This window comes from uncultured Dokdonia sp. (assembly GCF_947492535.1).
In the GTDB taxonomy this organism is placed as follows: Bacteria; Bacteroidota; Bacteroidia; order Flavobacteriales; family Flavobacteriaceae; genus Dokdonia.
Window position 1 is genome coordinate 99,078 of the sequence record NZ_CANLNH010000014.1, and the last position, 20,214, is coordinate 119,291.

A 20,214-nucleotide genomic window follows, 5' to 3' on the forward strand; every position below is an offset into this window, starting at 1 on the left:
TCTTCTATGAAATATAGACATAATTTTTTAACTCTTTTTCTACTAGGTAACCTGTTCTTACTAGGGTGTTCTCAAAAAAAAGAAACAATAGCTATAACAGATGCTTATTTTGAAAAAGTAGCCCCTGAGTTTAAAGGTGATATTGCCTTTGAAACTACTGCTTTTGTAGAGCAATTTTGGAGAGTTGCAGGAAATACAGGATTCAATAAAACAGTTTATAAAATTGTTGAACAATTAGAAACTGTTGGGTTTGTAGAAGAAGTCACAGCACCAAAAGGAGCTATTCTTACCTATAGAATAGAAAAAAGGCCCATGAAAAGGCCTACTTGGGAACCTGTAGATGCTAGACTTCGTATTCTGGGTGAAGAAATTCCTTTGTTAGAATACAAAACCAATAGGAATATGATCTATCAGTATGCAAGTTCGACACAAATAGATGGTATTACTGCTGAGGTTATATATCTCGAAAAGATAGAAGATCTTGAGGTGTTAGATGTAAAGGGCAAGATTATTTATACAAATATGAGTCCTTATAGGGTATATAAAAAGACTATTGTAGAAGGAGGTGCCTTAGGACTTATTACTTATAATAACCCTGACTATTTACAACCAGAAAAGAATGTGACATCCATTCAGTTTAGAGGAATTCCATACAATGAAGATATATCTGCATGGGGTATTGCATTGTCATACCAAGCAAAAGAACGATTAGAAAAGAAGCTGTCTCAAGGCAAGGTAACAGTGAATGCTTTCGTGAAAACGAAAATATATCCATCAGAAGAGCTTACCGTAGTTGCTACAGTTAAGGGATCAGAATTGCCAAAAGAAAGTTTAGTCTTTAGTGCGCATATTCAAGAACCTGGAGCAAATGATAATGCAACAGGAGTAGGAACTCAATTAGAGATGGCTTCCATTACGGCAAACCTTATTAAAAGTAAAAAATTAGACCTTAAAAGAACCTTGACATTTCTCTGGGGAGATGAAATTATTTCTACACGAAGATATATAGAAGAGAAAGAAAAACGTACTTCGGCTATTAATTGGGGAATTAGCTTGGATATGGTAGGAGAGAATACAGCTATTACAGGCGGTACTTTTCTTATTGAAAAAATGCCAGACCCAAGTGCTATATGGACGCGAGGTAATGACAAACACTCAGAATGGGGAGGAAGGAAAATGAAGCTAGAAGAAATGAAACCGCATTACCTCAATGATTTTATAATAACTGTTTTTAAAGAGCAAGGCAAACGCTCAAATTGGGAAGTACAAACAAATCCTTTTGAAGGTGGTAGTGACCATACACCTTTTCTAGATGCTGACCTTCCAGGTATATTATTATGGCATTTTACAGATCAATTTTATCATACAGACAATGACCGTATAGATAAAGTGTCTCAGGAAACAATGAAAAATGTAGGAATCGCAGCACTAGTAAGTGCTTATACACTACTTAATAGTGATACCACTACGGCAAGTTGGATCCTAGAAGAGATCATGCAAGTTGCAAAATCTCGATTAACTACAGAATTTGAACTAAGTAAAGATGCAATTGTAGATGGTGCCTCTAAAAAAAGTCAAATAGAAATATTAAATGCATGGAGTGATTGGTATGTAAAAACGATAGCGACCGTAAAGGATATGACAACTGATCCTGATATAGATGAAGAGATTATGATATCCCAAAATAAGATACGTGCATTTTCTGAAAATTTATTAAGTCAGTTATAAAGTGCTTTATTAAAATAATATATGGAATGAAAAAAGCCCGCTTAAACGGGCTTTTTTTGAATGTATACTCTATTTTTATTTTTTAATAAGTTGAATGGTTTCTATAGAACCATCTTCTAAATATACTTTTGCGAAATAAACACCTTGAGAACCTCTGTTTATAGAAATTTGCTCTCCCAATTTATAAGGTATACTCTCTATGAGAACACCTGTTGCGTTATATACTTCTACTTTTTCAATACCAATTTCAGAACTGTTTTCTATAGTAAATTGATTTGAAAATGGATTTGGATATGCACTTGTTTTTTCATCTTGAATAATACCAAGACACTTTATATTTAGTGATTTTTTATTAAAATAACATTTTGAAGTACTTCCATCAAATAAAGTAATATTAGCACTGTAAGATCCATTTGAATTATAATTAAAGAAGTAATTGCCACTTATAAGATTAGCTTCTGTGATAGTCACATTGTCTGTCGCAGAAATACCTCGATTAAAAATCACAGTATAACAATCTAAAATTTCGCTAGGTACCTGTAATCTATAAGATCCACAACCAAAAGCAGGAAATATATTACCTATTAGTTCATTTCCAGCAGTGGTACAGTCCATACATTCATTTATGCAATCAACATCTATGGTAAATGTTCGTGTAGCAGTAGCACATTCTTGTCCTGCTCTCCAAACCTCAATACGTACTTCATAAGAACCATTTTCATCATATGTATTATAAATTGTATCATCATCATGAAGAATTACAAAGTCATCATCACCGAGAGAAGTGTCCCAATATACTCGAACTTCATCACAAATATTACTGATAAAAGGACCTGTTAATGAGTATTGACCACAAGCTAGTTCTGTTTCAGAGTTTTCAATAGCTTGGCTTACAAAAGTAGCTCCATTACAATTTAAACATGGGTCTGGAGGAATAGGACAGTCTACAAGTAAGTTATTTAAATGTGATTGTGAAGTAATAAAGTACTTCATTCTATTTTTTTGACCCGTTGTAAAGTGATTAAAACATTCAGGAGTCATGGCTGCAAAATGAGTAGGTCTCATAATGTTTGTTGGATCACCAGCAGGGTAATCCAATCCACTTCCACAAACATCTTGTATAGGCTCAACTCCTATAGTACAATTTCCTACAAATGTATCATTAAAATAATCTGGAAGCGTATCTGCTACAAAATCTCCAGAAGCAATACTATTACTTCCATCGGCACATTCTACAATATCGCGGTGTGTACCATTTATACTTCCCATATAACCATCACTATTTTCACAATTAGAATTAGTTCCTGCTCCAAAAGTTCCATGATACGTGTGAAATAGTCCTAATACATGACCAATTTCATGACTTATAGCTTTAATGTCATTATTATTCACACTCAATATAATTCTTGTCTGGTTTGCAATACCATCTGCTGCAGAGACCGCACTATTACCGCCTCCTAAATTCTTATCATAAAAAAATAAATCAATAGCGCCAGAAGAATCAAAAGGGTCTGTAAGTCCAAAATTAAATGAAGGACATGGAAGACCAGAAACATCTGCGTTATAAAGTGCAGTGCTATTGGCCACATTAATTACGCCATCCCATACGAAGTCAATATCACCAAAAAAAGCGCCTAATGATTCCATTCTGTCTTCTATAACAGCATCTGGAACTCCAGGAGCAGACTGGTTAGTGGTTGTAACCCGATGGGCTCTTACGGCAATACAATAATCCCCGTTTGTGTCAAAATTTCCAGTAGGAGTATGCAATTCTCCAGGAGTGATTAAAGCAGCCCTAGTCTGTGATGACGAGCCTATTAGGCAATTACTATCCTGTGCTAGGATAGGCCATGATAGCATAAGTAATAGTAAAATTAAATTTTTCATACTTTAATTGTTTAAAAGTTTATTATTAGTAACCATGAGAATGTTCTGATAAGAATAAATTCTTACCCACTTCATGAAAAAAAATATTAAAAATATGCAGGAATCCAGTAAACGTGTTACCGCATTTCTGAAGATGTATTACTACTCTAGAATCGTGTTAGTAATACTTATATAAGAGATGGGTACGCTTTCGCGAAAGCGTATACAGTTACCTTCTGCTTTTTATCCAAACATTCAAAAGCATACCAAAGACGACAAGGATCATCCCTACAATAGGCCAAAACGTATAGCTCTCATCAAATAGGAAAAAACCGAATAATAAAGCATACACCAATTCCATATATTTAATAGGAGCTACGGTGCTTGTGTCTGCTAGTTGAAATACACGGGTTAAGAATACTTAACCTATGTTCTAAAATACCTATCGAAGTAACCCACCCCCATTCTTGACCAACAGGCATATGCCAATGCTGAATGAAAAAGAAACTACCCACAATCGAAATGACCATAAAATAATTAATAATCGTTAGGAAGTGTTCACGTGACCCTAAGTAGCCTACAATAGCAAATATACCCCCTACAAGAACTGACGAAAGCATAATGAGTATAAAACTTGTAGTATCTATTCTAAAATCGACACCTTTCATAATAAAAGCACTTGCTAGCTTGAAAGATATAACTCTTGATGAACAGGCAGTAATACAAAATAAAAAATCTCAAGAAGCGATAGATACTTTTTCTAGAAACCTTTTAGAACAACTATAATACTTTTAAAAGACGAAAGCACTCATTTTTGATAAGTGCTTTCGTTTAATAGATATTATTTTTTAGAAATAAGTGATTTATCTGTATGGCATAAAATCAGTCCAATCACAATCTTCTATTTTCATACGCCATTCTGTAGGTTGCGTATAAGCTGTAAAATAACTGTTGATAGTTGAACTACAACTATTAAAAATATCTGTTTCTGTTTGAGTAACTCCATTAATGATAAACTCATAGGTTACATTTACAAGACCACATGGAGGTGGTGGACTTTGAGTGAAGTTAAAGTCAAACTGAAAATATACAGCAGATCTATATACAGGAAATCCAGGGCCTATAGCAGAATAACCAGCATCAAAATCAGAAATTTCTACAAAACCACAAAACGTAGAACTAACAGCTGAAACACTTCTTCTTCCTGTTTCTGTTGTTGTGTCTACTTCAAAATCATCAATTAAAAATTCAAGATTTTCTGTAGTAGGTGTAACTTCGGCGTCATCTTCAGAACATGAAATGACAAAAGTAAATAATGCTAAAAGCAGCGTGATTTTAAAAAAATGCTTCATGGATAAAAATTTAAAAAATTAGTTTTACTGTAAACTTTTTAAGACACTTACAGTTTGTGTCTCTTCTTGCAAGAAATTTATATGAATACTTACAGCATAAGTAAAACCATATACAAGTATGTATTGATTCTTATCAATTCTTACCCTAGAAAAAAAAGATTTTTTAATGTATTTGTAGATTTACCCTTTCCGTTTGATCCAAACATTGAGAAGCATCCCTAAAACGACTAGTGTCATTCCAACAATAGGCCAAAACGTATAGCTCTCATCAAACAGAAAAAAACCGAATAATAATGCATACACCAATTCCATATATTTAATAGGAGCTACGGTGCTTGTGTCTGCTAGTTGAAAGGCACGGGTTAAGAATACTTGACCTATAAGTCCTAAAATACCTATCGAAGTAACCCACCACCATTCTTGACCAACAGGCATACGCCAATGCTGAATGAAAAAGAAACTACCCACAATCGAAAAGACCATAAAGTAATTGATGATCGTTAGGAAGTGTTCGCGTGATCCTAAGTAGCGTACAATAGCAAATACACCCCCTACAAGAACTGACGAAAGCATAATAAGTATAAAACTTGTAGTATCTATTCTAAAATCGACACCTTTCATAATAAAAGCACCTACTATTGATATAATTAGACTGATCCATTGCCCTAATTTTACAACCTCTTTTAGAAAAAAATAGGCTAGAATAACACTAAAAATAGGAGCTGTATACCGTAAAGCAACCGCTGAACCTAACGGAATATCTTGTACTACTTTAAAGAATAAAGCTAAAGAAACAAAACTCAATACACCTCTAAGGCTTAACCACATGACATTTTTCCCTATCACGGGAACTTTTTTAATAAGCATGTAAGGGAAAATGAAAATGAAAGTGCCAAAAGCTCTAAAAAAAACGACCTGTAAAGGATGAAAATCATCTAAGTATTTTGCAAGAAGGTTCATCCACGCAAAGGCAAATGCGGCGATAAGCATATACACAATTCCTCTACCCATAAAGATGGTTTTGTTTGCCTTACGAAAGTACGATAAATATGAAAGTTAACTTTAAATTTATCTACATTATATACATATATAGCGTAAGAATATATAATTCTATATACGGGCAGTCTTTAAATATATAATTGGTAAAATACCTACATGTAAATTATGAAAATGATAAATGGACACCCATCAAAAAAGGAGAGCCTATTACAGGCTCTCCTTTTGTTTATGTGGTATATGCTTTCGCGAAAGCGTATAAAAAGTACATCTTATTCTTTGATCAGACTTCTAGAGATCACAATTTTTTGAATCTCACTAGTTCCTTCATAAATCTGAGTGATTTTTGCATCACGCATTAAACGTTCTACATGGTATTCTTTTACAAAACCATTTCCTCCATGTATTTGTACAGCTTCTACACTATGCTCCATCGCTACTTTTGAAGCGTATAATTTTGCCATAGCACTTGAACGATCATAGTTGTTTCCTTGGTCTTTATCCCATGCAGCTTTCATTACAAGATGACGTGCAGCATCGATCTCTGTGTACATATCGGCTAATTTAAAAGCAATTGCTTGGTGATTGCATATTTCTGTTCCAAAAGCTTTACGCTCTTTAGAATATTTAAGCGCTAGTTCATACGCTCCAGAAGCAATTCCTAAGGCTTGTGCCGCAATCCCGATACGTCCGCCAGAAAGTGTTTTCATTGCAAATTTAAATCCGAATCCATCTTCTCCAATACGGTTTTCTTTAGGAACCTTAACATCATTAAATTGTAATGTATGTGTATCACTACCTCTAATACCTAATTTGTCTTCTTTAGGACCTATCTCAAAACCTGGCATTCCTTTTTCAACAATAAATGCATTAATACCACGGTGTCCTTTTGATCTATCTGTTTGTGCAATGACTAAATAAACATCAGAGCGTCCACCATTGGTAATCCAGTTTTTTGTACCGTTAAGTACATAGTGATCACCTTTATCAATCGCAGTAGTTGCTTGCGAAGTTGCATCAGAACCAGCTTCTGGTTCACTTAAACAAAATGCACCTACAAATTCACCTGTAGCAAGTTTTGTAAGATATTTTTGTTTTTGTTCTTCATTACCATAGGCTTCAAGACCATAGCATACCAGCGAGTTATTTACAGATACAATTACTGAAGCAGATGCATCTATTTTGGATAGCTCTTCCATAATGAGTACATATGAAATCGCATCCATACCACTTCCTCCATATTTTGGATCTACCATGATTCCTAGAAAACCTAGGTCTCCCATTTTTTTGACAAGTTCTGCAGGAAATTGCTGTTTTTCATCACGTTCTATAACACCAGGAAGTAATTCTGTTCTAGCAAAATCACGAGCTGCGTCACGTATCATTAAATGTTCTTCAGTTAAACTAAAATCCATAAGAGGAAAATTTTTTAAGAATTATGTAAAAATTGTATGCAAAGATACTAGAATCTTACATTTTTCTCAATAATTTTAACGTGATGGAAAGAAAATACTATAACGTTATCGGGGTGATGAGCGGAACCAGTCTAGACGGTATTGATTTTGCGTACGTAAAGATTGCTGTAAAACCACAGTATAATGCTCAAATTATAAAAGCAGAAACCCAGCCATATCACCACTTCTGGGTAGAAAAACTTCAAGAAGCGCTACAGTATACTAAAAATCAACTTGAAGAACTCAATACATCATATACACAATACTTAGGGGAAGCAATTAATAGATTTATTGAAAAAAATAACATTTCACGTGATCATATCGATGCTGTATGTTCTCACGGACATACTATTTTGCATCAACCAGATCAAGGATATACCTTGCAAATAGGAAACCTTCCTGAACTTGCAAGAATTATTCAATGTAAAACAGTATGTGATTTTAGAGTACAAGATGTTGCTTTAGGTGGTCAAGGAGCTCCTTTGGTTCCGATTGGAGATCAGTTATTATTTTCGGCATATGACTATTGCCTTAATTTAGGTGGCTTTGCAAATGTATCCATGCAAAAAGAGAATATCCGTATTGCATATGATATTTGTGCAGTAAATACCGTGCTGAATACCTATGCTCAAAAGCTAGGAAAGGCGTATGATGCTGAGGGCGCTTTCGCGAAAGCGGGAACAATAAATACATCATTATTAGAAGAACTCAACGCATTGCCATTCTATAAGAAAACCTATCCGAAGTCTTTAGGGGTAGAATGGGTGCAAGGAATTATTTTTCCTTTGATACATAGATATCGTTTAGATCCTAAAGATGTTTTAGCCACTTTTACAGAGCATATAGCACAGCAATTAGCACATCAGTTTGATGAGAAATGCTCGGTCTTAGTAACTGGAGGAGGTGCGTATAATGAATTCCTAATGTATCGATTACAAAAATTAAAAGATATAAAAGTGGTACTTCCTGATGATTTGCTTATTGAGTATAAGGAAGCATTGATTTTTGGACTGTTAGGAGTATTGAAATTAGAAGGTGTAATTAATTGCTTGTCAAGCGTTACGGGAGCGAGTAAAGATCATAGCTCTGGTGTTGTTATAGATTATACTTATTGAGTTTTACTTTTCTTATAAGAATAAAATATAATGTCAAATTCTCATAAAGTATTTTTTTGAAAATTAGCTGTTTGAGAAACAGGAATGTAAGCTGTATTACATTATTAAGCATCTGATTTAAAATAACTTAGTAAGGATTTAGTTTCGGGGTTGACATATGGAAGAACAGTACGTTTGTTTTTAACCCTAAAACATAATGATTATGTATGTAATTTACCACGACCCAGGATGTGTATACTCTCTTATTTGTTTAGCTATTTTGAGAAGTAAAAAAGTAAATTATAAAAAGGTACACTATCTTAAAGAACCACTTACATTAGAAATTATTCAAGATCTTATTAAAAAATTAAATATATCTGCAGTCGATCTTATTCGAGAAGATCATCCAGATTGGAAAAAGTTTTATAAACACTTAGCATTAACAGAAGAAGAGATGATACATCTAATGCTCGAAAATCATGGGCTTATTACGAGACCTATTATAGTAAATGGAAATCAAGCGGTTATAGGACGTCCTCCTAAAAAAGTTATTAATCTACTAAAAGAGAATAGAAAAAGGGTTTCTAATTATACAAACAAAAATACGATCTTCTCCTAAATAAGATATTCACAATATAATCTTTGTTTTTCTATTTATATTATAGATTCTTTAGCGCATAAGTACATTGTACTTTTTATATTTGTAATACACTAATTACTTTTTTAGGTGTACATACTATATGAGAGAACTACTAGCAAAGTACGAAGATAAAACCCCAGAAATTGTTTTTCATTGGAATGACCCAGAGACAGAAGCAGAAGGCTGGGTGGTAATTAATTCTTTACGAGGAGGTGCTGCCGGTGGGGGTACTCGTATGCGTAAAGGACTTAATATGAATGAGGTGCTTTCATTGGCAAAAACCATGGAAGTAAAATTTACAGTTTCAGGACCTGCTATTGGAGGGGCAAAATCAGGGATTAATTTTGATCCTAAAGACCCGCGTAAGAAAGGTGTTTTAGAACGTTGGTATAAAGCTGTTTCTCCATTACTTAAGAGTTACTATGGAACAGGAGGTGATCTAAATGTTGACGAAATTCATGAAGTAATACCTATCACAGAAGAGAGTGGTGTTTGGCACCCTCAAGAAGGTGTTTTTACAGGGCACTTTCAACCTACAGAAGCAGATAAAATTAACCGAATAGGCCAATTACGTCAAGGCGTTATAAAAGTGATTGAAAATCCTAAATTCTCTCCAGATGTAACACGAAAGTATACAGTAGCCGATATGATTACGGGATATGGTGTGGCAGAAGCTGTACATCACTATTATGATATTTATGGAGGAGATATAAAAGGAAAGCGTGCTGTCGTGCAAGGTTTTGGAAATGTAGGAGCTGCAGCTGCATATTATCTAGCTCAAATGGGAGCAAAAATAGTAGGGATTATAGACATTGTAGGAGGGCTTATAAATGAAAATGGATTCTCTTTTGAAGAAATACAATCCATGTACCTCAACAAGAAAGGAAATACCTTAGGAGAAGAGAATTTAATTCCTTTTGACGAGATGAATGACCGTATTTGGAATCTTGAGACAGAGATATTCGCACCTTGTGCTGCATCTCGATTGATTACGCAAGATCAAATAGATCGTATGATCGATACAGGGCTCGAAGTGATTTCGTGTGGCGCAAACGTGCCTTTTGCAGATAAAGAAATCTTTTTTGGACCTATCATGGAACATACTGATGCCAAGGTAAGCCTGATCCCTGATTTTATTTCTAATTGCGGAATGGCGCGTGTATTTGCCTATTTTATGGAACGTAAAGTGCAAATGACGGATGACGCTATTTTTAATGATACTTCTAGGATCATTAGAAAAGCAATTCAACAAACATATGATCAAAATAAAAATACAAAAAATATTAGCAATACTGCTTTTGAAATTGCTTTAAAACAATTACTTTAAAAGCTTCTTAAAAACCAACTTTTATGGAATCCGTTATTATATTAATTTTTGTTATTGGCTACTTGTCAATTACCCTTGAACATCCTTTAAAACTTGATAAAACAGTACCTGCACTTATCATGGCTTCCTTAATGTGGGCTTTCTTAGCAGTAGGATTTAGTCAGGGATGGTTTAATGTAATTGATTCCCATGAGCATGTGTATAGCTTTCTGTCTGGAGGAGAAGACGCAAAACATGGATTTGAAAACACCCTGTTGCATCATCTAGGAAAAACAGCAGAAATACTAGTGTTCCTTATTGGAGCGATGACTATTGTTGAAATTATCGACTTACATCGTGGTTTTGAAATATTGAAGTCAGTAGTCCGTACAAAGAGTAAGAAGCGATTATTATGGATTATTGGAGTGTTAGCTTTTATCTTATCAGCAATCATTGATAACCTTACAGCTACGATTGTTTTAATTACGCTATTGCGAAAATTAATCAGTAATAAAAATGAACGTCTTTGGTTTGCTGGTATGGTGGTAATTGCAGCAAATGCAGGAGGTGCATGGTCACCTATTGGAGATGTAACAACAACCATGTTATGGATAGCAAACAATGTTTCTGTAATGGGACTTATTAAGACTTTAGTAGTACCTTCTATATTATGTTTTGCTGTTCCTTTTGGGATTGCTATGTATTTACCCGCTTTTAAAGGAGATATAGAAGTAGAAGAATTAGAAGAAGATGTAGAAGCTGGCCGCTTACTTAGTAGCAAAACGATGCTATTTTTAGGATTAGGAATGATTGTTTCTGTGCCTATTTTTAAAACATTAACGCATTTACCTCCATACATGGGGATGATGTTAGCACTAGGAGTTGTTTGGTTGGTTTCAGAATATATTCACCCTGAAGAAGATTTCTCTAAAGAACGTCGTCATTTATATTCAGCACATAAAGCACTATCTCGTATAGAGATTAGTAGTATATTATTTTTCTTAGGAATATTAATGGCTGTTGGTGCTTTAGAAACACTTGTATATGGTACCATTGGAGGAGGAGAAGTAGGTACATTACGTTATTTAGCAGAAGTATTACAAGCTGCGATTCCTAATCAAGATGTGGTAGTCGCCTTATTAGGTGTATTCTCAGCAATTATAGATAATGTGCCATTGGTAGCTGCTTCTATAGGAATGTATAGTGAACCACTAGATAGTAATCTATGGCATGCCATTGCGTTTGCAGCTGGAACAGGAGGGAGTATGTTAATTATCGGATCTGCCGCAGGAGTTGCCGCTATGGGAATGGAAAAAATAGATTTTATCTGGTATCTTAAAAAAATATCTTGGCTCGCTGCTGTAGGGTTTTTAGTAGGTTACATATACTTAGTCATTATGTTCTCGTTATAACACATACTTATTCCCCAGATAATTCGTTATGAACTTAACTAATCCTAAATTATGATTAATATGTTATTGCAAGAAGGCGCTCAAGATGCTGCCGATGCACTTTCTACAGATGAGCCTGTAGAAAAAACACTCTCTATAATAGACCTTTTACTTACTGGAGGTGTTTCTGGTATGGTGATTATAGGAGTACTATTTGTATTACTTTTTGTAGCTATTTATATTTATTTTGAACGCCTATTTGCTATTAAAGCAGCTTCAAAAATAGATGGAAACTTTATGAATCAAATTCGTGATAATGTTTCAAATGGAAATATAGAAGCCGCAAAAATACTATGTGCTCAAACAAATTCTCCTGTAGCAAGATTAACTGCGAAAGGAATCTCTAGAATTGGAAACCCACTAGAAGATATTAATACGGCTATAGAAAATAGCGGTCGGTTAGAAGTATACAGATTAGAAAAAAATGTAAGTGTACTGGCAACCATTGCTGGTGCGGCACCTATGATCGGGTTTTTAGGAACCGTAATAGGAATGGTACTTGCCTTCCATACACTAGCAACCAGTAGTGGTCAAGCAGATATGGGAACACTTGCCGAAGGTATTTATACGGCTATGACAACCACAGTAGCAGGACTTATTGTAGGTATTATAGCATATATGGGATATAATCATCTTGTGGTACGTACAGATAAAGTAGTACATGCTATGGAAGCAAATGCAGTAGACTTTTTAGATTTACTTAACGAACCTATCTAGTATGAATCTCAGAGGAAGAAATAAAGTAAGCCCAGAGTTCAGTATGAGTTCTATGACAGATATTGTTTTTCTGTTATTAGTCTTCTTTTTATTAACATCTCCTGCGATTACTCCAGATGCATTAGATCTTATATTACCAAAAGCAAAAGGGAAAACAAGTAATAAACAGAACTTATCTGTGAGTATCACAAAAGACCTGGATTACTATGTAAATAAGGAACGTATAAGTGAACGAGGTATTGAAGCTTTTATCACTAAAGAGCTAAATGGTGTAGAAGAACCTACCATTATTCTGAGAGCAGAAGAAGGTGTTCCTATCGAAAATGCCGTTAAGATAATGGATATTGCAAATCGTAATAAATACAAAATTGTACTAGCAGTACGACCTAATTAAAAATAAAATATACGCTTTCGCGAAATCGTATAAAGAATCATACAACGTGGCATACTTAGATACCCCACATAAGAAAAAGTCGTTTACCATAAGTAGCATTATTATGGCGATCATCCTATTGCTTATGTTTTGGGTAGGAATGGACTATTTAGATCCACCCCCTGAAGGAGGTATTGCTGTAAACTTTGGAACGTCTAGTGTGGGGTCTGGAAATGTACAACCTACTAAACCTGTCGCTTCTGCTCCGAAAAATACAGCACCAGAGCCTGTGCCAACACCACCTCAACCTGAAATTACAGAAGAGGTAGTGACACAAGACACAGAAGACGCTCCAGTCATAGAAGAAAAACCTGAAGAAACCCCAAAACCTGAGGTAGAACAGCCAAAAGAGAAACCTGAAGAAAAACCTGTAGAAGAAGCAAAACCTGATCCTACACCAGATAAGAGTACTACAAATGCATTAGATGCCTTAATTAATGGTCCAAAAAAAGATGGTACTGCACAAGGAGGAGAAGGTGATGATAATCAAGCAGGAGATAAAGGAGATCCGAATGGCGATCCAAATGCATCTAGTTATTACGGAACTGGAAAAGGGCTAGATGGTGATGGGAACTACCAGTTAGGAGGACGTAAAGCATTAGGAAAACCAAAACGTGTACAAGAATGTAATGAGGCAGGAATTGTTGTCGTGAGTATAGAAGTAGATCGTACTGGAAAAGTAATCAAAGCGGTACCTGGCGTACGTGGGACAACCAATAATACAAAATGTCTTTTAGATCCTGCAAAAGCGGCCGCACTTGCCACCAAATTTAATGCAGATTCAAAAGCACCTTCTAAGCAAATAGGAAAAATCGTCTACAGATTTAGCCTTTCTGATTAAAAAATAATTCATTTTTAGGAAAATTGACAAGCTTTGTGTCGGTATTGACACGATAAAGCCTGTAAGTGATTTTTTGTTTGCCGACTCAATGGGCATATAAAAAATTAACGTAAATCATAAACATAAAATGGAAAATCAAATCAAAAATGCATTATTAGATCTTAAAGAATTATTAGGGAAAGGACAATTTATAGAAGCTATGGAAAAATACTTAGCTGATGATGTAGTTTTACAGGAAGCAAATAACGAACCTAAAATAGGAAAAGAGACTGCGCTAATCGCAGAAAAAGAACTACTAGCTACAGTCACTGATTTTGGAGGCTATGAAATGAAAAATATTGCAGTGAGTGGTGATACATCATATTATGAAGCTGTAATGGAATTTACGACAAATGATGGTGTCTCTCATAGATTTGAACAAGTAAATCGTACTGTTTGGAGAGATGGAAAAATTATAAATGAACGTTATTTTCATGCTTAGAAAGTAATCGTTTCAATCATAAAAAAGAGCAGCTCTATCATAGAGCTGCTCTTTTTTTATGCTTTCTTTTTGTCTTATGAGTACTAATTTTGAATATACTGTATTCGTGAAATTTGCAACTATTAGTTCTCTTTTTGGTAATTTTTACTATTCAAACATAATTTTCTTAGTGTACCTTTATCATATCTTAAAGATTCGCTATTATGAAAAATAGATTCGTATTTCCCATTTTATTAGTTCTTTTTGCATTTGTTTCTTGCGAGCAGAAAACAGAAAGTACTATACAAAACGAAGAAAAATCACCTTTTGATCTTATGTTTATGCAACGTGCATATCCTACGGGTGAGTTAAAACCGGGTGCTTACCGAGAAGCAGCACATTGGAAACAAAATCTAGCACAAATACAAAGTGATGATGTTAATCCTTGGATTTTTGTAGGGCCTGTTAATATAGGTGGTCGTATTACAGATGTAGAGGTAGTCGCTGGGACAGAAGATGTTATCTATGTTGCTGCCGCTTCAGGAGGAATCTTTAGAACCGTAGATAATGGTGCGAATTGGGAACCTATTTTTGATGACCAACCTATGCTAGCTATAGGTGATATAGATATTTCTAAAAGTAATAATACTATTATCGCAGTAGGTACAGGGGAGGTAAATGCTGGTGGTGGTTCTCTTGCATATGATGGAGATGGTGTGTATGTAAGTAATGATGCGGGTGATACATGGGAATCTGTAGGGTTAGAAGAAGTAGGTAGTATTGGGAAAGTACTAATTGATCCTGATGATCCATCTATTATATATGTAGGTGCTATGGGTCCTTTATTTCGTAATGATGGCAATAGAGGTGTATACCGTACTATAGATGGAGGAACTACTTGGGAACACGTTTTATTTATAAGTGAAAAAACAGGCGTCGTAGATATGGCAATTCATCCTACGAATTCAGATATACTATATGCTGTTGCCTGGGAGCGTGAACGAACTCCTGAAAATAGGAGTTATGGAGGAGATACTTCAGGAATTTATAGATCTACAGATGGAGGCGATACTTGGGTGGAATTAACAACTGGCCTACCAACTGAAGGTAGTCAAAAAGGAAGAATAAGTATTGATATTTCTCAATCTAACCCAGATGTCTTGTATGCTTCCTATGCAGATGCGGTAGGTTCGGTACAAGGGTTTTATAAGTCTATAAATGGAGGAGATTCATGGTCGACTATCAATAGTTCAGAAATTACAAATGTCGGCTTTCATTGGTGGTTTGGAGGATTATTTATCAATCCTGAAAATGAAGATGAGGTATATCACGTAGGTTTTGATATGCAAAAAACAACCGATGGAGGTGCTACCTGGCAACAAACATTTCCAGGAGTTCATGTAGATCAACATGCATTAGCATTTCATCCCGATGATGCATCTAATGTGTTTTTAGGAAATGACGGAGGGTTGTACACAAGTACAGATAGTGGCGCAACTTCTGAAAAAGATTTGACTCTCCCGATTACACAGTTTTATCGTTTTACAGCAGAAAGTTTTGGTAGACTATATGGAGGGTCTCAAGATAATAGTACGATGCGTACTACGACAGGAAGTATAGACGATTGGGCTATTATTACGGGAGGGGATGGCTTTCAGCCTTTGATTAATAAAGATAATAGTGATATCATATATGCTTTAGCGCAGCGAGGTAGCTTACGACGCTCTACAGATGATGGAGCTTCTTTTCAAAGTATTTTGAATGGTATAGATCCTTTAGATCGTAATAATTGGGACACGCCTATAGCCTTTGATCCTGAGAATAATGATATTTTATATTATGGTACACAACGTGTATACAGAAGTATAGATGGAGGAGATTCTTGGATACCTATAAGTGATGACCTTACCAACGGGCCAAGTACTGGAAACCTAAATTTTGGAAGCTTAACCAGTATTGATGTATCACCACTAGATAGTAATATTATTTATACAGGAGCCGATGATGGAAATGTATGGCGTACATTAGATGGAGGGAATAGTTGGGAGAATATCTCTTCTAGCCTTCCTAATCGATGGGTGACCAAAGTAAAAGCATCTACACTAAATCCTCAGGAAGTCTTTGTGACTTTTTCTGGATATCGTTTTGGTGAAGATGATGGTCATATCTTTTACAGTACGTCTAACGGTGATACTTGGGCAGATATCACTACAAATCTTCCAGACATTCCTGTAAATGATATCGAGTATAGTCATTATGAAGGCTATTTTGTAGCTACAGATGTTGGGGTTTTTGCAGCTTCTTCTCCTGGTGATGATTGGTATGTTTATGGAGATTTACCAGCTGTTGTTGTTAATGATTTATATATGATGGGTGAGACACAACTATATGCAGGGACGTATGGACGTTCTGCGTATACTAGATATGTCGGAGAATTAAGTGTAGAAGAGTTTTCTGGAGTAGATAATATCCTTTCTATAGTTCCTAATCCAGCTTCTTCTGAGACAACCGTAGTGTTAGAACGATTTGTTCCTAATGCAGAAATTATAGTCTACAATTCATTAGGGCAGGTAATGCTTACTCAAAAATTAGAAACACTTACAACAACATTAGCTATTCATAGTTTACCAAAAGGGATGTATTTTGTACAGGTAAAAGGAAACAATGAAGTATTTTCGCGTAAGCTTTTAAAAAAATAAATTATCACATATCAAGAGACGTTAGATTGGCTATTTGTTCAACTTCCTATGTACCAACGTCAGGGAGCAGTAGCCTATAAAGAAGATCTTAGCAATACGATATTGCTAGCAGATCATCTTGGGAATCCGCAGGAGAAGTTTACATCTGTTCATATTGCTGGTACTAATGGAAAAGGTTCTACAAGTCATATGCTTGCTTCTGTTTTACAAGAAGCTGGATATACAGTAGGTTTATATACGTCACCACATCTAAAAGATTTTAGAGAACGTATCCGAATAAATGGAGTGCCGGTAAGCGAACAATATGTCGTCGATTTTATAGCTACTAATAAACTCTTTTTTGAAGAAAACCAGCTCTCTTTTTTCGAAATGACCGTAGGAATGGCGTTTGATTATTTTGCCAGTCAAGAGGTTGATATCGCAATTATTGAAGTTGGACTAGGCGGGCGATTAGACAGTACTAATATTATTACTCCAGAAGTATCTGTGATCACAAATATAGGATTAGATCACATGCAATTTTTAGGAGATACACATTCAGAAATAGCATTTGAAAAGGGTGGAATTATCAAAGAAGGGATTCCAGTTGTTATAGGGGAGTATCATCCAGAAACGGAAATGGTGTTTGATACGCTTTCGCGAAAGCGTAATGCACCACTACACAAAGCATACAAGTTTGATGCAATCCCTATGAAATCTGACCTTACAGGAACGTATCAACAACATAATATCCGCACAGTGCAAGTAGTTATCGCTCAATTACAGCATAAGGGATACGGCGTTGGAATACAGCATATAGCTAAAGGATTATTGAATGTTGTAAAAAATACAGGACTTCAGGGAAGGTGGCAATCACTAGGAGAAGAACCTACAATTATTTGTGATACAGGGCATAATAAAGAAGGACTTTCTTATGTACTACCTCAATTAGAAACGATAGATTATGATCGGTTACATATCGTATTAGGAGTCGTGTCTGATAAGGATTTAGAAAGCATATTACCTTTATTTCCCAAACATGCTATTTATTATTTCTGTAAACCGTCTGTTCCTAGAGGGATGTCTGCTGTAAAATTACAAGAAACAGCTTCTCGTTTTGATTTGAAAGGATATCCTTATGAGTCTGTAGAAGAAGCTTTACAGATGGCAAAAAAGGATGCAACACCCGAGGATTTAATTTTTATAGGCGGAAGTACATTTGTAGTAGCAGAGGTGCTTTAAGTTTACTTCCCATAATATGCATTGTAAAAATCTCTATATAAAGACTCAATAGGTTTCAATTTTTTTGTTTCTAGATTATACAACTTGAGGGATTCAATACTTCTATGATACTTAGCATTTTTTGCAGATCCTGAGTTGTCTTTGAAGGGAGATACTTCAATTTTAGAAGAAGTAGAGAGTGTGTTGATTTTATATATGTTAGAGATGTCTTGTTCTCTGGTAAAATGAGAAAAACGACTACTCGTAAAATCATTGCCTGCGTAAAAAGCAATAGAATCTCCTTGTTTGAAATTTAAAGCAGCATTATGTGCTTTAGGTATGATAATGGCTTCATCTATGCCGTCTTGAAGCTTGAAGATAATAAGTTCTTTTTGAGTATTATTAACTATTTCTAATTGTGTGTTGTCATTTTTATCAGTAGCTTCTTCTATGGTATTGAATGTTTTTGGATATGGGTTTGTAAAAGGAGTAACTCTTATAATTTCTATAGCTTCGTTATCATCTCCTTTAGTAACCTTGTTTTTTAAATTATAGAAGAAACGTATATGGCTGTCTTGTGTATTTCTTTTGGATTGATTGGGCAAGGTTATGTATTCATCACTTACGGTTCTTTGAGGTTTTTCTTCTGTAGTTGTATCTTCTTCTGTAGGCTGTGCTAATAATTCAGTGATATCTGTGGCAGTTTCTTCAAGTTCTTCTTCCTTTGTGTCTGTTGATGCATCAGAATCTGTATACTCGCTGTCTTGTTGGTTTTCGTTATCATGTTCTTCAATAGAGATATCGCTATCATCTTCGTAATAATAATCAGTACTAGAATTTCTATTAATAAAGGGTATCGTAGCAATGATCGCAATAAAAATAACAGCAACAAATGCAATAATAATGTAGGTGCCCTTAGAATTGTTACTTTGAGAATTAGGTGTATTAAAGGCTACACGATCAGGTTTAAACTTACTAGTGGTTGCCATAGAAGCATTTTTTTTAAATACTTCTTGTTGTTGTGAATTAGAAAAGGATAGCTTCCCAAAGGCTATCATCACAGCAATGGCAAACCCCCATTCAGTATTTCTAGCACTTTGGTTGAGGTTGTAAACGCGAATTATAGCACTATTCATCTCAGTAACCTCATCTGTTAAAGGTTCTAAGTACATATTGATACTTTCTACAAAATCAGCATGATGCAGAAAAGAAACAGGTTCTTGCGATGTTTTTAATTTCCCATCGACTATATAGTTTTTTGCCTGATTGATTTGTGTCGCAAAAAAAGAGGTGATTTCTTGTTGTACTTCTTCTGAAAAGAAGCGTTTTTGAGATACCGTTCGCGCTAAAAGCTCCAATTTCCTTTCCTGTAATAAATAAGAGAGGGTAGTTGAAAGGGTTTGTTGTAAGAAAGGTGCTATATATGTTTTTGTATGGGAAGCTATAGCTCTTGGATCATAGGTAGAATCAAATGATGTACTATCTAATTCTTTATAATTTTCTAGCAATATCTTTTTGAGCCATGGATGCCTTTCTATAAAAATGGTAGCTTCTCTAATCGTTGGATCTTCAAGTTGATTTATTAATTGTAGGTGTTCTGTTACCTTGATATCACTATTTAATATCTCTTCGAACTCTAATTGTTTTTTTAATTGCTCAATTCGAGCTGCGTTGATGGACTGTATCGTATGTACAGTAATGCCTAGTTCATCTATTAAAGAAATATATTTCAAGAATGCTTTTTGAGCTAAGATATTAAAATTAATACTGTCGTTTTCTAATTATAGATTAGGAAGTTATCATAGGCGGTTAATTTTTTTTTTAAAAGAATTAATTATTTTTTGCTAAAACATTTTACACTCACAAACTTTAGCTTATATTTGCACCCGCATTGTAAGAAAGGGCGCGTAGCTCAGTTGGTTCAGAGCACTTGGTTTACACCCAAGGGGTCAGGGGTTCGAATCCCTTCGCGCCCAC

General features: G+C 35.0%; 18 protein-coding genes and 1 tRNA gene. 12 read left to right on the plus strand and 7 right to left on the minus strand.

The window, feature by feature from the left end; translation table 11 throughout:
- Positions 1 to 6 precede the first annotated feature (6 nt).
- On the plus strand, positions 7 to 1,728 hold the full coding sequence (locus Q1A60_RS17065; protein WP_299767548.1) for a M28 family peptidase: 1,722 nt from the start codon (positions 7 to 9) through the stop codon (positions 1,726 to 1,728).
- Positions 1,729 to 1,803: 75 nt separating this feature from the next.
- Here the strand turns inward: Q1A60_RS17065 and Q1A60_RS17070 are convergent, their stop codons facing one another.
- From Q1A60_RS17070 to Q1A60_RS17095, 6 genes are all read right to left on the minus strand, one after another.
- Positions 1,804 to 3,615: a zinc-dependent metalloprotease gene (locus Q1A60_RS17070; RefSeq protein WP_299767547.1), complete on the minus strand. Its 1,812-nt coding sequence runs from the start codon at positions 3,613 to 3,615 to the stop codon at positions 1,804 to 1,806.
- 208 nt (positions 3,616 to 3,823) lie between these two features.
- Positions 3,824 to 3,955 carry a hypothetical protein gene (locus Q1A60_RS17075; RefSeq protein ID WP_299767546.1) on the minus strand — a complete coding sequence of 44 codons (132 nt, stop codon included), beginning with the start codon at positions 3,953 to 3,955 and terminating at the stop codon, positions 3,824 to 3,826.
- A gap of 4 nt (positions 3,956 to 3,959) precedes the next feature.
- On the minus strand, positions 3,960 to 4,262 hold the full coding sequence (locus Q1A60_RS17080) for a hypothetical protein (RefSeq protein WP_299767545.1): 303 nt from the start codon (positions 4,260 to 4,262) through the stop codon (positions 3,960 to 3,962).
- 195 nt (positions 4,263 to 4,457) lie between these two features.
- Positions 4,458 to 4,946, minus strand: coding sequence for a hypothetical protein (locus Q1A60_RS17085; RefSeq protein ID WP_299767544.1), 489 nt, complete (start codon positions 4,944 to 4,946; stop codon positions 4,458 to 4,460).
- Positions 4,947 to 5,126: 180 nt separating this feature from the next.
- Complete coding sequence (locus Q1A60_RS17090; protein ID WP_299767543.1) at positions 5,127 to 5,957, minus strand: DMT family transporter; 831 nt, start codon at positions 5,955 to 5,957, stop codon at positions 5,127 to 5,129.
- Positions 5,958 to 6,214: 257 nt separating this feature from the next.
- The gene (locus Q1A60_RS17095; protein WP_299767542.1) at positions 6,215 to 7,357 is read right to left on the minus strand and encodes an acyl-CoA dehydrogenase; all 1,143 of its coding nucleotides are present in this window, start codon (positions 7,355 to 7,357) and stop codon (positions 6,215 to 6,217) included.
- Positions 7,358 to 7,440: 83 nt separating this feature from the next.
- Between Q1A60_RS17095 and Q1A60_RS17100 the strand changes: the two genes are divergently transcribed.
- From Q1A60_RS17100 to Q1A60_RS17145, 10 genes are all read left to right on the plus strand, one after another.
- Entirely contained in the window at positions 7,441 to 8,511 is a 1,071-nt protein-coding gene (locus Q1A60_RS17100; protein ID WP_299767541.1) for an anhydro-N-acetylmuramic acid kinase, read from the plus strand.
- A 202-nt stretch (positions 8,512 to 8,713) separates the two neighbouring features.
- Complete coding sequence (locus Q1A60_RS17105; protein WP_299767540.1) at positions 8,714 to 9,109, plus strand: ArsC/Spx/MgsR family protein; 396 nt, start codon at positions 8,714 to 8,716, stop codon at positions 9,107 to 9,109.
- A 121-nt stretch (positions 9,110 to 9,230) separates the two neighbouring features.
- Positions 9,231 to 10,457, plus strand: coding sequence for a Glu/Leu/Phe/Val dehydrogenase dimerization domain-containing protein (locus tag Q1A60_RS17110; protein WP_299767539.1), 1,227 nt, complete (start codon positions 9,231 to 9,233; stop codon positions 10,455 to 10,457).
- 23 nt (positions 10,458 to 10,480) lie between these two features.
- On the plus strand, positions 10,481 to 11,848 hold the full coding sequence (nhaD, locus tag Q1A60_RS17115; protein WP_299767538.1) for a sodium:proton antiporter NhaD: 1,368 nt from the start codon (positions 10,481 to 10,483) through the stop codon (positions 11,846 to 11,848).
- Positions 11,849 to 11,899: 51 nt separating this feature from the next.
- Entirely contained in the window at positions 11,900 to 12,604 is a 705-nt protein-coding gene (locus Q1A60_RS17120) for a MotA/TolQ/ExbB proton channel family protein (RefSeq protein ID WP_299767537.1), read from the plus strand.
- Between the two features lies 1 nt (position 12,605).
- Positions 12,606 to 12,998 carry a biopolymer transporter ExbD gene (locus tag Q1A60_RS17125; protein ID WP_299767536.1) on the plus strand — a complete coding sequence of 131 codons (393 nt, stop codon included), beginning with the start codon at positions 12,606 to 12,608 and terminating at the stop codon, positions 12,996 to 12,998.
- A 46-nt stretch (positions 12,999 to 13,044) separates the two neighbouring features.
- Positions 13,045 to 13,878 (plus strand): energy transducer TonB, encoded by an 834-nt coding sequence (locus Q1A60_RS17130; protein ID WP_299767535.1) that lies wholly within the window; start codon positions 13,045 to 13,047, stop codon positions 13,876 to 13,878.
- A gap of 127 nt (positions 13,879 to 14,005) precedes the next feature.
- Positions 14,006 to 14,359, plus strand: a complete 354-nt coding sequence (locus Q1A60_RS17135) for a hypothetical protein (protein WP_299767534.1) — start codon at positions 14,006 to 14,008, stop codon at positions 14,357 to 14,359.
- A 203-nt stretch (positions 14,360 to 14,562) separates the two neighbouring features.
- Entirely contained in the window at positions 14,563 to 17,037 is a 2,475-nt protein-coding gene (locus tag Q1A60_RS17140) for a T9SS type A sorting domain-containing protein (RefSeq protein ID WP_299767533.1), read from the plus strand.
- A gap of 3 nt (positions 17,038 to 17,040) precedes the next feature.
- A complete protein-coding gene (locus Q1A60_RS17145) occupies positions 17,041 to 18,258 on the plus strand; it encodes a folylpolyglutamate synthase/dihydrofolate synthase family protein (protein ID WP_299767638.1) in 1,218 nt (405 codons plus the stop codon).
- Between the two features lie 2 nt (positions 18,259 to 18,260).
- Here Q1A60_RS17145 and Q1A60_RS17150 read toward each other — a convergent pair whose 3' ends face one another.
- Positions 18,261 to 19,970, minus strand: a complete 1,710-nt coding sequence (locus Q1A60_RS17150; protein WP_299767532.1) for a hypothetical protein — start codon at positions 19,968 to 19,970, stop codon at positions 18,261 to 18,263.
- Between the two features lie 168 nt (positions 19,971 to 20,138).
- Here Q1A60_RS17150 and Q1A60_RS17155 point away from each other — a divergent pair.
- Positions 20,139 to 20,213 (plus strand) — tRNA-Val (locus tag Q1A60_RS17155).
- The last annotated feature ends 1 nt before the right edge of the window (position 20,214 follow it).